Consider the following 14,796-nt stretch of genomic DNA (forward strand, 5'->3'; position numbering starts at 1 on the left):
AACGGTTTTCCTGTTCAGGAAAGATCAGAGACATGACGGACAACTTGGATATCGTGGACATCTTCGTGATCGGTGGCGGCGTGAATGGCACCGGCATCGCGCGTGACGCAGCGGGCCGTGGCCTGTCGGTGATGCTTGCGGAAAAGGGCGATCTGGCCTCGGCCACGTCGTCCGGTTCGACCAAGCTGTTCCACGGGGGGCTGCGCTATCTTGAGTATTTCAAGTTCCGCCTCGTGCGCGAAAGCCTGATCGAGCGCGAAGTTCTCTTGCGCGCGATGCCGCACATCAGCTGGCCGATGCGGTTCATCCTGCCGCTGCACCCCGAGATGCGCTTTCCCGGTGGCACGCCGACGTCGCGCCTGATGAGCCTTGTCATGCCCTGGGCCAAGGGGCGGCGGCCTGCCTGGCTGATCCGTCTTGGCCTGTTCATGTACGATCATCTGGGCGGGCGCGAAATCCTGCCCGGAACGCGCTCGGTTGACCTGACGCGGGACGAAGCAGGCGCGGTGTTGCGGCCTGAAATGCGGCGGGCCTTCGAATATTCCGATTGCTGGGTGGATGATGCCCGCCTTGTGGTGCTGAATGCTCGCGATGCCGAGGCGCGCGGCGCGGCGATCCATGTCCAGACCGAGGTGATCCGCGCCGAACGGGCAGGGGACCTGTGGCAGGTCACCCTGCGCGGCGCCTCTGGGGAGCGCGTGGTTCAGGCCCGTGCCCTTGTGAACGCGGCGGGGCCGTGGGTGGGCGACGTGATCAAGGGGGTTGTTGGCACCCAAAGTCGCGAGGGCGTTACCCTTGTGCGCGGCAGCCATATCATCGTGCCCAGGATGTTCGATCACGATCGCGCTTACTTCCTTCAGGGCAGCGACGGGCGGATCATCTTTGCCATCCCCTACGAGCAGGACTTCACCCTGATCGGCACCACAGATGAACCGCATACAGATCCCGATACGCCGCCGCGCTGTACGGACGCCGAGCGCGACTATCTGATTGATTTCGCGGCCCAGTATTTCAAGCAACCGATCACTCCCGACGATGTGGTCTGGACCTATTCGGGGGTGCGCCCGCTCTATGACGACGGGGCAAGTTCGGCCACGGCGGCGACCCGCGACTATGTTCTGACGCTGGACGAGGGTGGTGCGCCGCTCCTGAATGTCTTTGGTGGCAAGATCACCACCTATCGCAAACTGGCCGAAGCCGCGCTGGCGCGGCTGGTGCCGCATTTCCCGCAAGCGAGACCCGACTGGACGGCGGGCGTGGCCCTGCCGGGGGGGGACTTTGCGGTGGGTGATGTCGCCACGCTGACCGCCCGCTTGCAGGATGACTATACGTTTCTGAGCGCGCCTTGGGCGGCCCGTCTCATCCGGCTTTATGGCCGTGACGCTTGGGAGGTTCTGGGCGCGGCGGCCACGGTTGAAGACCTTGGCCAGCATTTCGGAGACACCCTCTACGAGGCCGAACTGCGCTGGATGAAGGCGCGCGAGTTTGCCACCAAGGGCGACGATGCGCTGTGGCGGCGCTCCAAGCTCGGCCTGCGCCTCTCCGAGGCGGAACGCGATGCGGTCGGGGCGTGGTTTACGCTGCAAAACTGATTGGCAAGCCGGGGATTTGCAGCCAATCTGGCACCTACGCAATACCACCATGATACCGACGTGATACCGACATGACTTTTGTGCTTGCCATCGACCAGGGCACCACCTCTTCCCGCGCCATTGTGTTCGACGCCGACATGCAGATCGTCGCCACCGCACAAGAGGAGTTCGCCCAGCATTTTCCAAGCTCCGGCTGGGTGGAACATGACCCCGAGGATATCTGGAACACCGTGGTCTCGACCTGTCGGCAAGCCATTGAGACGGCAGGGATTTCCGCCTCTGACATCGTGTCGATCGGCATCACCAACCAGCGCGAGACCACCCTTGTCTGGGATCGCACCACCGGCCAGCCGATCCACAATGCCATTGTCTGGCAAGACCGCCGCACCGCAGATTTCTGCCGTGATCTCAAGGAGCTGGGGCATGAAGCCAAAGTCTCCGCCACCACCGGCCTCCTGCTTGATCCCTATTTCTCCGGCACCAAACTACGCTGGCTGCTCGACAATGTCGAAGGTGCCCGCCAGAGGGCCGAGGCGGGTGAGTTGCTGTTCGGCACGGTCGACAGTTTCCTGATCTGGCGTCTGACCCGCGGCAAGACCCACGCCACCGACGCCACCAATGCCTCGCGCACCATGCTTTATGACATCCACGCCGGCGGCTGGAGCTCCGAGATGTGCGAGATGCTGGATGTGCCGATGGGAATGCTGCCGCAAGTCTTTGATTGTGCAGCAGATTATGGTGTGAGCGATGCCGCCATCCTTGGGGCGGAAATTCCGATCATGGGCGTCGCCGGCGACCAGCAAGCCGCCACCATCGGGCAGGCCTGTTTTGCGCCGGGCATGATGAAATCTACCTATGGCACCGGCTGTTTCGCCCTGTTGAACACCGGCGATACGGCGGTGGCGTCCAAGAATCGCCTGCTGACCACGGTGGCCTACCAACTGGACGGAAAACCCACCTATGCCCTTGAAGGTGCTATCTTTATTGCCGGTGCGGTGGTGCAGTGGCTGCGCGATGGACTGAAGATCATCGAGACCGCCAGCGAGACGCAGGCCCTTGCCGAGGCCAGCGACAGGGAGCAGTCACTGATCATGGTGCCCGCCTTTACCGGCCTTGGTGCGCCGTATTGGGCGCCCGATTGCCGTGGGGCTGTTTTCGGCCTGACCCGAAACTCCGGCCCCGCCGAATTCGCCCGCGCTGCGCTGGAAAGCGTCGGTTTCCAGACCCGTGATCTGATCGAGGCGATGATTGCCGACATGAGCGGCGCACCGGATACCGTCTTGCGCGTCGACGGGGGCATGACGGCGAGCGATTGGACGATGCAGTTCCTCTCCGACATCATCGGCGCGCCGGTCGACCGTCCGACGGTTTTCGAAAGTACCGCGATGGGGGCGGCATGGCTTGCCGGTATGCGGGCCGGTATCTATCCGGATATGCAGGGTTTTTCCGAAACCTGGGCGCGTGATCGCCGTTTTCAGCCCGCGATGACACCGGAAGACCGCGCGCATCGCTATGACGGCTGGAAACGCGCCGTTGCGGCCACGTTGGCGGTTTAGTCCCGGATCGCGATCACCAGATCCATCACGTTGGTGCCGGTCGGGCCGGAGGTGAACAGCGCCCCGTGCTGTTCGAGGAACCGTCCGCTGTCTGCCTGTCGCAGATAGCGATCTCCGTCTTCGCGCCAGGTTGCCCCGGTGATGATCCCGCCTGCCGCAGCCGTTGGCCCGTCGGTGCCATCGGTCCCGGCAACCAGAACAGTCAGGCCAACCACGCCTGATACCTCGCGGGCCAGCGCCAGCGCCAACGCCTGATTGCGACCGCCTTGACCGGGGTCCGGCGGCAGGACGACTGTCGGCTCACCGCCCCAGATGTGCACACCCGAGGGCGCATCACGCAGGTAGTGTCCGATCTCTTCGGCCAGTGCGAAGACATCGGCATAAAGGGTTTCCTTGTCCGACAGCACGTTCAGCCCGAGGCCGGTTGCCTTTTCCGCCGCCGCCGCGCGGGCGATGCCGTTCGAGGCAACGATGAAGGGATCAAAGGAAAACCGATAGAATTCAGGCGCATCGCCGATGCCCGACCCGATGACCGACAGCGCGTCGCCCTCGACGTCCGAGATTGCCAGAGTGGTGACAAGGGCCCCGTTGAAGTTCGCGAGCAGCTTGCCGCCCTTGATCTGCGAAAGCTCTTTGCGGCGTGCGTTCATCGCATGAATGTCGAGCCCCTGTGACAGGAGGCGCGTGTTCTCGGTTTGCAGCGCGGCCAGCGAGAGGCCGTCCTCGGGCAGTTCCGCCAGCGCCGATGCCCCGCCAGAGACCAGCACCAGAAGGTGGGCCTCTTCCGGCAGGTCGCGGACGGCGGCCAGCAAGGCATGACCAGCAATCAGCGAGTTTTCATCCGGCACCGGATGGGCCGCCTCAATGATCCGGGCCGAGGGGGGCAGGGGCTCTGCGTGATCATACTTGGTGACCACAAGCGCCGGAATATCGCCACCGAACACCTCGAACGCCCCCGCGGCCATGGCGCAGGCGGCTTTGCCCACGGCAATGATATGATCCGGCCGCGCCACCTGTTCCGCCAGAAGCGCACGTTTCACGGCCTCGGTGCCGCGCACCGCGTTCACACCGTGCCACCAGATATCCTGGGCCTGCTGCCGGGCAATCTCGCTCATCCGTGTCTCCTCTCACACGTTAACGCTAACGTCGCTTCATATCCTGTTCCCGCACCAGAGGAAAGCTCTGGACGGGGGCAGGGGGCAGGGCCATAAGCGGGGCAAACACGCAAGGATCACCTCATGTCAGACCAATGCGCCCTTTGCGGGGCAGTTGACGGGATCGCGCCCCATGTTGTCGCGCCCAAAACGGAAGAAATTGCGCTTTGCGCGACATGTTTGGCCGGTGTCGAAGGAACGCTCGAAGACGCGCCGCACTGGCAATGCCTGCACGACGCCATCTGGAGCACGGAACCTGCGGTGCAGGTGGTGGCATGGCGTCTGTTGAACGCATTGACGGCGGCACCCTGGGCGCGTGACCTTCTGGATATTGCCTATCTTGAACCCGATGTCCTGGCCTGGGCCGAAGCAGGCCTGCCCGATCCGGACGCTCTCACGCACCGCGATAGCAACGGCGCGGTGCTGGCGGGCGGCGATACGGTCGTGCTGATCAAGGATCTGCCGGTCAAGGGTGCGGGCTTTACCGCCAAGCGCGGGACGGCGGTGCGCAACATCTCGCTCGTGGCGGACAATGCCGAACACATTGAAGGCCGCGTCGAAGGCCAGCGGATCGTGATCCTCACCAAGTTTGTCAAGAAATCCTGACGGTTAGCTGTCGGTATCCATCCAGATCGTGACCGGGCCGTCGTTCAGCAGGCGCACCTTCATGTCTGCCCCGAACCGGCCCTTCGCGGTGGGCAACCCTTCGGACGCAATGCGATCTGCGAAGTATTCGTAAAGCCGTTCGCCCTCAGCAGGGGCGGCGGCGGTCGAGAACCCGGGACGGTTGCCGCTGCGGGTGTCGGCGGCAAGGGTGAACTGCGAGACCACAAGCACGCTGCCGCCAGTATCGCGGACCGATTTGTTCATTTTGCCCGCGTCATCCTGAAAGATGCGCAGCTTGGCGATCTTGGCCGCGAGCTTGTCGGCCTGTGCCTCGCCATCGCCCTGCATCGCGCAAATCAGAACCAGAAGGCCTTGGCCAATCTCTCCGACAACCTCGCCCTCTACGGTGACCGAGGCTTCGCTGACACGTTGGATAAGGGCTCTCATGCGAGGTCTTTCTTGGTTGGCGGGGTGGCCCCGGCGCGGGTGACGGAATAGGTGGCCGCGCGAATGCCATAGGCCAGCGCACGGTTCAAGGTGCCCATGTCTGTCCGAGCGAGCTGCGCCGGCGTGGTGATGCCCTGTTCGAACAATGAGGCCAGAAGACCCGCCACCAAAGTGTCTCCGGCACCGACGCTGTCGACAACCTCGACCGGCGAGGTGGGGATATGCTGTGCTCCGTGGCGCGAATAAAGCGTGGCGCCCTGTGCGCCATGACTGTGGATCACCAGTGCGGCACGGCCAGTCAGCAGGTGTTCCGGCGGATCGGGGTGCAGCCAGTCGATGTCTTCATCCGACAGCTTGATGATGTCCGCCATCGCCATCATGCGCTGTAACCGTTCCCGATAGCCGGCTTCCTCCTCCCCTATGAGGGCAGGGCGGATGTTCGGGTCGATCAGGATCAGGCGATCGTGGCCCGCCATCTGCATCAGCGCCTCAAAGGCCCCGGCAGCAGGGCGATGGATCAGGCTGATCCCCCCGAAAACCAGCGCCTGAACGCCGGTTAGGTCGGGGAGCATGGTCACCGCGAGGGACCGTCCGGCGCTGTCGGTGTCAAAAAACGAAAACCCCTGACTTTCTCCGGCAGGGTGCACAAAGGCCAGCGTTGATGGCTGCGCGACGGGGGAAATGCGCGACAGGTCAACGCCTTCGCGTTGCATCTCCTGCATCAGGAACTGCCCGAAGGTGTCGTTCGACATCCCGCCGAAAAAGCCAACGCTCTGGCCAAGTCGCGAAAGGGCGATTGCACAGTTGACCGCCGCGCCCCCAGTCACGGGGCGGAAGCCGGATGCACCATCCGCCAGTTCGGCTGACAGCATGTCGATCACGGCTTCGCCGCAGGTCAGGATCATGGCAGGGCTTTCGTCAGGCGCGTTTCGGTCCGTCCATGATGATACAGGTGGTCGAGCCGGTCGCATAGAGGCGACCATCGTCTGCGCCAATGATTTCACCGTCGGAAATCCCGGTCGAGCGGCCGGAGTGATGCACCGTCCCCACCGCATGTACCCGCGTGCCAAGGGGGATCGGGCGGATGATGTTGATCTTGTATTCCAGCGTTGTGTAAATCTGACCCGCTTTCAGCTTGGTCTGAACCGCGCAGGCCATGCAGCTGTCCAGGATCGTGCCATACCAGCCGCCATGAACCGTGCCGATGGGGTTCATCACCTTGAATTCCGGCACGCCTTCGAAAATGGCCTTCCCGTCTTCGACGTGGTGCAGGCGAAAACCGAGGGTCTGGCCAATCGGTGGGGCGGCGAACTTGCCATCCAGAATGCCTTGCATGAACTCGAGCCCGGTACAGTCCAGGATGTCGTCCATCGTGGCAAGCTGGTCGGGGGATGTGGCAAAGAAATGGTTGGACATGGTTGCGGCCTCCTGAGTCTCCTCTCTCAGAAGGCCGCAATTTGCGGGCCGCTACAAGCGGTCCGGCGGGGATTTACGCAACGTTCTCAAGCGTGATCTGCGGGGTGATCCCCAGGGCAAAGCACACGTCGCGGGTCAGTTCGGGGCGGTTCAGCGTGTAGAAGTGCAGCGACTCCACACCTTCATCCAGCAGGTCCGAGCACAGTTCGGTGCAAAGCGCGGTTGCCAGAAGGTCCTGACGGTTGTCACGTTCGGCCTTGGCAAAGGCATTGTCGAGCCAGGCCGGGATCTCCGTGCCACAGCGTTTGGCAAAGTTGCGCGCGCCTTTCCAGTTCTCGATCGGCAGGATGCCGGGGATGATCGGCGCGTCGATGCCAGCCTTGGCACAGGCGTCACGGAAGCGCAGGAAGGTGTCGGGCTCAAAGAAGAACTGGGTGATGGCTTCCGAGGCACCGGCGTCGATCTTGCGCTTGAGCCAGTCGATGTCAGCCTGCGCGCTGGCAGCTTCGGGGTGTTTGTCGGGATAGGCCCCCACGCGGATGTTGAACTTGCCCGTCTCGGCAAGGGCTTCGATCAGTTCGACCGAGTTCGCGAAGCCCTCGGGGTGGGGTTCGAAGTTGGCGCTGCCCTTGGGCGGATCGCCCCGCAGGGCAACCAGTTCGGAAACACCGGCGGCGGCAAAGTCGTTGGCGATGCGCAGGGTTTCCTCGCGGGTGGCGTTCACGCAGGTCAGGTGCGCCGCAACATTCAGGCCGCTGGATTTGTGCAGGGTTGCCACCGCATCGCGGGTCAGATCGCGGGTGGTACCACCGGCGCCATAGGTGACCGACACAAAGCGCGGGTCCATCGGTGCCAGAGTCTGAACGGTATCCCAAAGACGAAACGAGGCCTCAAGGTTCTGAGGCGGGAAGAATTCGAAGGATATTGCAGGTGCGGTCATGATCTCTGGTCCAATCTTGCTGTTGCACTCATATTGCAGACGTGACACCTTACGGCAAATTCATAATCCTCAAGAACAATATGAGTTCCACATGAAGATGCATCTTGAGCTTCGTCACCTGAAAACGGTGCGGGCGATCCACGAGGCAGGCGGTCTGGCCAAGGCGGCAGAACAGCTCAACATCACGCAGTCGGCGCTGAGCCACCAGGTCAAGGGGCTTGAGGCGCAGGCCGGGGTCGAGCTTTTCGTGCGCCGCTCGAAACCGATGAAACTCTCGGCGGCCGGGTTGCGCCTGCTGCGGCTGGCCAACAAGATCCTGCCTGAAATCGACGCGCTTGAGGCCGAGTTCAACGGGCTGCGCGACGGCAGTTCCGGCCGCCTGCATATCGCCATCGAATGCCACGCCTGTTTCGAATGGCTGTTCCCGGTGCTCGAGAAGTTCCGCAAGATCTGGCCCGATGTGGATGTCGACATCCGCCCCGGGCTGGCCTTCGAGGCCATGCCGGCGCTTCAGAAAGAAGAGGTCGATCTGGTGGTGTCCTCCGACCCCGAGAACCTGCCCGGTATCTCGTTTTCGCACCTGTTTGACTATTCCCCGGTGTTCGTGGCGGCCGCCCAGCACCCGCTGGCGCAGAAAGACTACATCGATGCCGAGGATTTCCGGGGCCAGACCCTGATCACCTATCCGGTCGAAAGGGCGCGTCTCGACATTTTCTCGCAGCTTCTGACGCCGGCCAAGGTCGAACCCGCCTCAGTGCGTCAGGCGGAACTGACGGCGGTGATCCTGCTGCTGGTGGCTTCGAACCGCGGCGTTTCGGTGTTGCCCGACTGGGTGGTGCGCGAGGTGAAATACTCGTCCGACTATGTCACCCGGCCCCTGACCAAGGAGGGACTCACCCGTCAACTCTTTGCCGCAACCCGCGATGACGACCTCGAAAAACCCTATATGCGCGACCTGATCCGCCTCGCAGGCGAAGAAGCCCGCCGCCTTCAGGAGGCTTGAGCCCTGCGCATGGCGGATTCGCGCGGGAAACAAGGGTCTAAAGGCTTGGCAAGCGGACTTTAGACGCGTATACGCGCGCCCTGAACATCTTATAGGAGCCGTGCCATGCCGGGCAGCGCAAATCTGAACATCATGATGAAGGCCGCCCGTAAAGCAGGGCGTTCGCTGGTCAAGGACTTCACCGAAGTCGAGAACCTTCAGGTGTCGATGAAAGGGGCAGGCGACTTTGTGAGCCGCGCCGACCTGCGCGCCGAGGAAATCCTCAAGGAAGAACTGATGGGCGCGCGCCCGACCTATGGCTGGGTTGCCGAGGAAGGTGGCGAGGAAGCAGGGCAGGACCCGACCCGCCGCTGGATTGTCGACCCGCTGGACGGCACCACCAACTTCCTGCACGGCCTGCCGCACTGGGCGATTTCGATCGCGCTCGAGCACAAGGGCAACGTGGTGGCTGGCGTGATCTATGACGCCGCCAAGGACGAGATGTTCTGGGCCGAGAAGGGCGAGGGCGCATGGCTGAACGACAAGGTGCGCCTGCGCGTGTCGGGCCGTTCGCGGATGATTGAATCGATCTTTGCCACCGGCCTGCCGTTCGGTGGCCGCGGTGATCTGCCCCAAACCCTGCAAGACCTCGCGCGCCTGCTGCCCGCAACCGCCGGTGTGCGCCGCTTCGGCTCTGCCGCGCTGGACATGGCCTATGTGGCGGCCGGTCGCTACGAAGGTTTCTGGGAACGCCGCCTGAACGCCTGGGACATGGCCGCAGGTATCATCATTGTGAAAGAAGCAGGTGGTTTCGTGCAGCCGCTGAACCCCGAGGGCAATATCCTTGAGGACGGCGAAGTGATCTGTGCCAACGAACCGATCTTCGATCAGTTCGCCAAGGTGATCCGCCAGGGGTAATACAGGGGCGTAAGCCTTTGTGAACAAGGCGCCGTTGCGGCGCCTTTTTTATTGCGTGTCAGACGGATGGTTGACCCCGTCGACCCAGCCGATCTCGCCAAGGTCGCGCGGGTTCACGCCTTCGAGGGCGCCAAGGTTGACGCCGTATTCATTCGGGTTCGAGCGCCGCTGGTGGTGGGTGTAGATGCCGCAGGTCTTGCAGAAGTAGTGCTTCGCCACCTTGGTGTTCCATTGGTAGAGCGAGAGGTTCTCCGCGCCCTTGACGATTTCCAGCCCCTCCAGCGGCACCGTCACCGCGGCTGCGCCCCGGCGGCGGCAGAAGGAACAGTCACAGCGCCGTGCCGTGTTCAGCCCGTCCAGAAGATCGACACGCAATTCGACGGCGCCGCAATGGCAGGTAAGTTTGTGGCTCATTTTCTGATCCTTCTGACAACGGGTATGGAACTGCGATCATAGCGGGTTTCGGGGTGGGGCGGATGGCCTGCGGTACGCGCCCAGAACCCGGTTCCGCCGCGGCGGAGCCAAAGCGGCAGGGTCAAGAGGACACCGGCGACAAACCCGCCCGCGTGGGCCCAGTGCGCAACGCCGCTGCTGGCGGCATCCACAAGCAGGCCGTTGAACACCTGAAAGGCAAACCACAGCCCCAGAACAATCCACGCCGGGATCGTGAAAACCTTGAAAAAGATCACGAGGATCAACAGGATGTCGACCCGCGCCTTGGGAAACAGCAGAAGGTAGCCGCCCATGACACCGGCGATGGCCCCCGAGGCCCCGACCGTGGGAATATGCGAATATGGCTCGGACAGAACCTGCGCCATGCCTGCTGCAAGCCCGGCCAGCACGTAGAAGAGGGCAAAGCCGACATGGCCCATCTCGTCTTCCATGTTGTCGCCATAGATCCACAGGAACAACATGTTGCCGGCAAGGTGCATAATGCCGCCATGCAGGAACATCGAGGTGAAAAGTCCCAGCTGGTCGCGGCCACTGCTGACCTCGGAAGGGATCAGCGCCCAGTCGTTGAAGAAGCTGGCAATCCTGTAGGGGTCATCAAGAATGGGCCAATACATCAGGAAAATCCCGATATTGGCGGCCATCAGGGCATAGACGACATAGGGCGTCCGCCCTGACGGGTTGTGGTCACGTATCGGAAGCATGCTCCCAATGTGGCGGTTCTGGCTGGGGCGTCAAGCCGCCCCGCCAAGAAGCGCGGCGTTTCCGCCCGCTGCGGTGGTGTCGACACAGACGTGACGTTCGCCCACCGCCCGTGCCCGATCCGGCAGGCCGGTGATCAGCGGCAGGATCGGGCCGCTGCGCTGTGCCAGTGCCTGCTCATAGGCGCGGGCCTGATCGACGTCGCCCCACCACATGGCTCCCGAGAAACCGTCAAGCGTTTCCAGCGCACCGGCGGGCAGGGTGCCGGTGGCCTGAACGGCCACGCCGCCCAAGGCCTCGATCGCCGCCGCCTGCGCCGCGGCTGCGTTGTGGCCTGGTCCAAGGCAGAGGACCGGCGGGCGGGCAAAGGTGGTCAGGCGGTTGGACTCGCCGGTTGGTCCCGGCAGGCTGACCGTGGTGGTGGCGGGTTGTGCAGGTGCCGCAGCAAGCGCCGCCTGTGCCGCATCGGCCGACATCGGCGCCTGCCACTGGCCCGCGTCCTGCGGTGCGACCTTGGCAAAACGGCCAAGGTAGTTTGGGCCGCCCGCCTTGGGGCCGGTGCCGGAAAGGCCTTCGCCGCCAAAGGGTTGCGATCCGACGATGGCGCCGATCTGGTTGCGGTTCACATAGATGTTGCCCGCGTGAATGCGATCCGAGACATGCTGAACACGGTCGTCGATCCGGGTTTGCAGGCCGAAGGTCAGGCCGTATCCGGTGGCGTTGATCGTATCGATCACCGCGTCCAACTCATCCGCCTTGAAGGTGGCGACATGCAGAACCGGGCCAAAGATTTCACGCTCAAGATCGTCGATGCCACCCACCGTGATGATGGTCGGCGCGATAAAGGTGCCGGTTTGCGGCGTGCTCAGCTGGAACACCACGCGCCCTTCGGCCTGTGCCTGAGCGATGTGGTCGGCAATCCCCTGACGCGCGGCCTCGTCGATCACCGGGCCGCTGTCTGTGCGCAGCTCCCACGGGTCGCCAAGGTGCAACTCTTTGGTGGCCCCGATCAGCATCTCGAGAAGGCCCTCGGCAATGTCTTCCTGCACATAGAGGCAGCGCAGGGCGGAACACCTCTGGCCCGCCGACTGGAAGGCGCTTTCGATGATGGCGGTCACGGCCTGTTCGGGCAGGGCGGTGGAATCCACGATCATGGCATTCAGGCCGCCGGTCTCGGCAATGAAGGGGGCACCGGGTGCGAGGTTATCTGCCATGTTCCGGCGAATGCGCTGGGCGGTGGCGGTCGAGCCGGTGAAGGCCACGCCATTCACGCGCGGATCAGAGGTCAGCGCCGCGCCGACAACCGCGCCCGAGCCGGGCAGCAATTGCAGCACGTCACGCGGCACGCCTGCCTCGTGCAAGAGTTTCACGGCCTCGTGGGCAATGATCGGCGTCTGGTCGGCGGGTTTTGCAAGCACCGCGTTGCCCGCGGCAAGGGCCGCCGAAATCTGGCCGGTGAAGATCGCCAGCGGGAAGTTCCAGGGGCTGATGCAGGTGAACACACCGGCCGGTGCCTCTTGCGGCGCGTTGGCGGCGTAGTAGCGCAGGAAATCCACCGCCTCGCGCAGTTCCGCCACCGCATCCAGCGGGGTCTTGCCCGCCTCGCGCGGCAGGATGGCAAAGAACAGGCCATAGTTCTCTTCGTAGAGGTCCGCGGCGCGTGCGAGGATCGCGGCCCGTTCTGCCGGGGTCGCATCCCAGGGCTTGGCGGCGGCGAGCGCGGTCTCGACATCCGCCGCACTTGCGTGGGCCACGGTGCCGGGGCTGTCGGATTGCAGGTAGGGGTTGGTGACGGGGTGCGGCACCTCTGGCTGGGCCTCGCCCGCGATCAGCGGGCCTGCCTGCCAGGTTGCCTTGCGATAGGGCGCATGTGCGGCCTCGAGACGGTCAAGCGTCGGCAGGTCACGCAGGTCGTGACCCACCGAGTTCGGGCGCTCGGGTGCAAAGAGTTCGGGGCCGGTGGGCAGGGGCGCGGCGGCATCTTCCAGCGCCACGAAGGGATCGCGTGCAACTTCCTCGGCCGGGACCTCTTCATCGACGATCTGGTTCACGAAGGACGAGTTCGCGCCGTTTTCCAGCAGGCGGCGCACCAGATACGCCAGAAGATCCCGATGCGCCCCAACCGGCGCATAGATGCGGCAACGGGTGTTTTGTGCTTCCAGAACAATGCCATGCAGGGCCTCGCCCATGCCGTGCAGGCGCTGGAACTCAAAGGCGCTCATGTCTTCGGCCATGTCGAGAATGGCCGCAACCGTATGCGCGTTGTGGGTGGCGAACTGTGGATAGATGCGATCGGTCATGCCCAGAAGCTTGCGGGCATTGACGATATAGCTCACGTCGGTCGCCGCTTTCGAGGTGAACACGGGGAAGCCGTCGACACCCAGCACCTGAGCATTCTTGATCTCGGTGTCCCAATAGGCCCCTTTCACAAGGCGTACCATGATCTTGCGATCCAGTCGCGTGGCGAGGTCGTAGAGGTAATCCAGCGTCGCACCGGCGCGTTTGCCATAGGCCTGCACCACGATGCCAAACCCATCCCAGCCTTCAAGCGCCGGCTCGGACAGCACGCTTTCGATCACGTCCATCGAGATCGACAGGCGGTCGGCTTCCTCGGCGTCGATGTTGAGGCCCATGCCGGCAGACTTCGCCAAGAGCGCCAGCGACCGGAGGCGCGGCACCAGTTCTTCCATCACGCGGTCCTTTTGGGACACTTCATAGCGCGGATGCAGCGCCGACAGCTTAACCGAGATGCCGGGGTTTTCGCGGATGTCTTCCTTGGTGCAGGCCGCCGCAATCGCGGTGATCGCACGGGAATAGGCAAGGTGATAGCGCATGGCGTCGGCGTCGGTTTTCGCAGCTTCGCCCAGCATGTCATAGGAATAGGTATAGCCCTTTTCCTCCATCGCCGCCGCACGTTCCATCGCGCTGGTGATGGTTTCCCCCAGAACGAACTGACGCCCCATTTCCTTCATCGCGCGGCCAACCGCCGTACGGATCACCGGCTCGCCCAGACGCTTGACTGCCCCGCGTAGGGTGCCGATCAGGCCCGGTTCGCGATCTTCAAGCACCTTGCCGGTCAGCATCAGGGCCCAGGTCGAGGCGTTCACCAGTGACGAGGTCGAGGCGCCGAGGTGCTTGCCCCAGTCACTGGGGGCGATCTTGTCCTCGATCAGCGCGTCGATGGTTTCCGCATCCGGCACCCGTAGCAGGGCCTCGGCAAGGCACATCAGCGCGATACCTTCGTCGGTCGACAGCCCATATTCGGCGAGGAACACTTCCATCAGACCGGGATTGGTGGTGTCGCGGATCGCGCGCACGAGATCAGCTGCCTGATCGCAGATGCGGGTGCGGTCCTCGGCGCTCAGGCCGGCCTGTTCGATCAACTCGGCCACAAGCGCGGCTTCGTCACGATAGGTTGTGGTGTCGATAAGGGTGCGGGCAGACATCGGCATCTCCAGTTGTTTCGACCAGAGTATCACGTTCAATCAGGTTGATTTTCCCGAATTGATCGGAAATGATTTTCGAAACGACTGAATAATCGGAGTAAGGCAATGCAAAACGGTCAGGTGGGACTTGATCGCTTCGATCATAAGATTCTGGATGTTCTGTCTTCGGACGGGCGCATTTCGATTACCGACCTTGCCAAGCAGATCGGCCTGTCCAAAAGCCCGACCCAGGCCCGTCTCAGACGGCTTGAGGCCGAAGGGGTCATCACGGGCTACTCTGCAATGATGGACCCGATCCGCCTTGGGTTGGATCACGTTGCCTTCGTCGAGGTCAAGCTTACCGACACCCGCGAAGCCGCGCTGGCCGCCTTCAATGCCGCGGTGCTCAAGGTGGGCGAGATCGAACAGGCCCATATGATGGCGTCGAATTTCGACTATCTTCTGAAGATACGAACCCGCGATATGGCGGCCTATCGCACTGTGCTGGGCGAGAAAATCTCGACCCTTCCGCATGTGGCCAGTACCTCGACCTATGTCGCGATGGAAGCGGTCAAGGAGGGGCCTCTCGCGGACGTGACTTGATTTCG

General features: G+C 63.1%; 14 protein-coding genes. 6 read left to right on the forward strand and 8 right to left on the reverse strand.

Translation table 11 applies throughout. The annotated features are described in order from the left end of the window. Nucleotides 1-32 precede the first annotated feature (32 nt). Both glpD and glpK read left to right on the forward strand, forming a co-directional pair. Nucleotides 33-1,592, forward strand: a complete 1,560-nt coding sequence (gene glpD, locus NNA36_RS07110) for a glycerol-3-phosphate dehydrogenase (RefSeq protein WP_255105728.1) — start codon at nucleotides 33-35, stop codon at nucleotides 1,590-1,592. Between the two features lie 71 nt (nucleotides 1,593-1,663). Further along, the gene (gene glpK / locus NNA36_RS07115; RefSeq protein WP_255105730.1) at nucleotides 1,664-3,148 is read left to right on the forward strand and encodes a glycerol kinase GlpK; all 1,485 of its coding nucleotides are present in this window, start codon (nucleotides 1,664-1,666) and stop codon (nucleotides 3,146-3,148) included. On the opposite strand, the gene NNA36_RS07120 is transcribed toward glpK, so the two are convergent. Further along, on the reverse strand, nucleotides 3,145-4,263 hold the full coding sequence (locus NNA36_RS07120; protein ID WP_255105732.1) for a glycerate kinase: 1,119 nt from the start codon (nucleotides 4,261-4,263) through the stop codon (nucleotides 3,145-3,147). The two genes, glpK and NNA36_RS07120, sit on opposite strands and share 4 nt — an antisense overlap. A gap of 123 nt (nucleotides 4,264-4,386) precedes the next feature. Here NNA36_RS07120 and NNA36_RS07125 point away from each other — a divergent pair, with 123 nt between their 5' ends. Then, nucleotides 4,387-4,908 (forward strand): alkylphosphonate utilization protein, encoded by a 522-nt coding sequence (locus NNA36_RS07125; RefSeq protein WP_255105733.1) that lies wholly within the window; start codon nucleotides 4,387-4,389, stop codon nucleotides 4,906-4,908. Nucleotides 4,909-4,911: 3 nt separating this feature from the next. On the opposite strand, the gene dtd is transcribed toward NNA36_RS07125, so the two are convergent. The 4 genes from dtd to metF form a co-directional block, all read right to left on the reverse strand. Next, nucleotides 4,912-5,355, reverse strand: a complete 444-nt coding sequence (gene dtd, locus NNA36_RS07130) for a D-aminoacyl-tRNA deacylase (RefSeq protein WP_255105734.1) — start codon at nucleotides 5,353-5,355, stop codon at nucleotides 4,912-4,914. After that, entirely contained in the window at nucleotides 5,352-6,260 is a 909-nt protein-coding gene (locus NNA36_RS07135) for a carbohydrate kinase (protein WP_255105735.1), read from the reverse strand. The genes dtd and NNA36_RS07135 overlap by 4 nt, the downstream gene beginning before the upstream one ends. 13 nt (nucleotides 6,261-6,273) lie before the next feature. Continuing rightward, nucleotides 6,274-6,771, reverse strand: a complete 498-nt coding sequence (locus NNA36_RS07140) for a PaaI family thioesterase (RefSeq protein ID WP_255105736.1) — start codon at nucleotides 6,769-6,771, stop codon at nucleotides 6,274-6,276. 73 nt (nucleotides 6,772-6,844) lie between these two features. Then, the gene (gene metF / locus NNA36_RS07145) at nucleotides 6,845-7,711 is read right to left on the reverse strand and encodes a methylenetetrahydrofolate reductase [NAD(P)H] (RefSeq protein WP_255105737.1); all 867 of its coding nucleotides are present in this window, start codon (nucleotides 7,709-7,711) and stop codon (nucleotides 6,845-6,847) included. Between the two features lie 97 nt (nucleotides 7,712-7,808). Here metF and NNA36_RS07150 point away from each other — a divergent pair, with 97 nt between their 5' ends. Further along, nucleotides 7,809-8,714, forward strand: a complete 906-nt coding sequence (locus NNA36_RS07150; protein ID WP_255106826.1) for a LysR family transcriptional regulator — start codon at nucleotides 7,809-7,811, stop codon at nucleotides 8,712-8,714. Between the two features lie 105 nt (nucleotides 8,715-8,819). Next, on the forward strand, nucleotides 8,820-9,611 hold the full coding sequence (locus NNA36_RS07155; protein ID WP_255105739.1) for an inositol monophosphatase family protein: 792 nt from the start codon (nucleotides 8,820-8,822) through the stop codon (nucleotides 9,609-9,611). A 48-nt stretch (nucleotides 9,612-9,659) separates the two neighbouring features. On the opposite strand, the gene NNA36_RS07160 is transcribed toward NNA36_RS07155, so the two are convergent. The 3 genes from NNA36_RS07160 to putA are packed head-to-tail and all read right to left on the reverse strand — an operon-like array spanning nucleotide 9,660 to nucleotide 14,215. Continuing rightward, complete coding sequence (locus tag NNA36_RS07160; protein ID WP_255105741.1) at nucleotides 9,660-10,025, reverse strand: GFA family protein; 366 nt, start codon at nucleotides 10,023-10,025, stop codon at nucleotides 9,660-9,662. Further along, a complete protein-coding gene (locus NNA36_RS07165) occupies nucleotides 10,022-10,765 on the reverse strand; it encodes a rhomboid family intramembrane serine protease (protein WP_255105743.1) in 744 nt (247 codons plus the stop codon). Before NNA36_RS07165 ends, NNA36_RS07160 begins: the two co-directional genes overlap by 4 nt. 30 nt (nucleotides 10,766-10,795) lie before the next feature. Further along, nucleotides 10,796-14,215 (reverse strand): bifunctional proline dehydrogenase/L-glutamate gamma-semialdehyde dehydrogenase PutA, encoded by a 3,420-nt coding sequence (gene putA / locus NNA36_RS07170; protein ID WP_255106827.1) that lies wholly within the window; start codon nucleotides 14,213-14,215, stop codon nucleotides 10,796-10,798. Nucleotides 14,216-14,314: 99 nt separating this feature from the next. On the opposite strand from putA, the gene NNA36_RS07175 reads away from it, so the two are divergent. Continuing rightward, a complete protein-coding gene (locus NNA36_RS07175; protein WP_255105745.1) occupies nucleotides 14,315-14,791 on the forward strand; it encodes an Lrp/AsnC family transcriptional regulator in 477 nt (158 codons plus the stop codon). Nucleotides 14,792-14,796: the final 5 nt, after the last annotated feature.

This window comes from Shimia sp. CNT1-13L.2 (assembly GCF_024331145.1).
Lineage (GTDB): Bacteria > Pseudomonadota > Alphaproteobacteria > Rhodobacterales > Rhodobacteraceae > Shimia.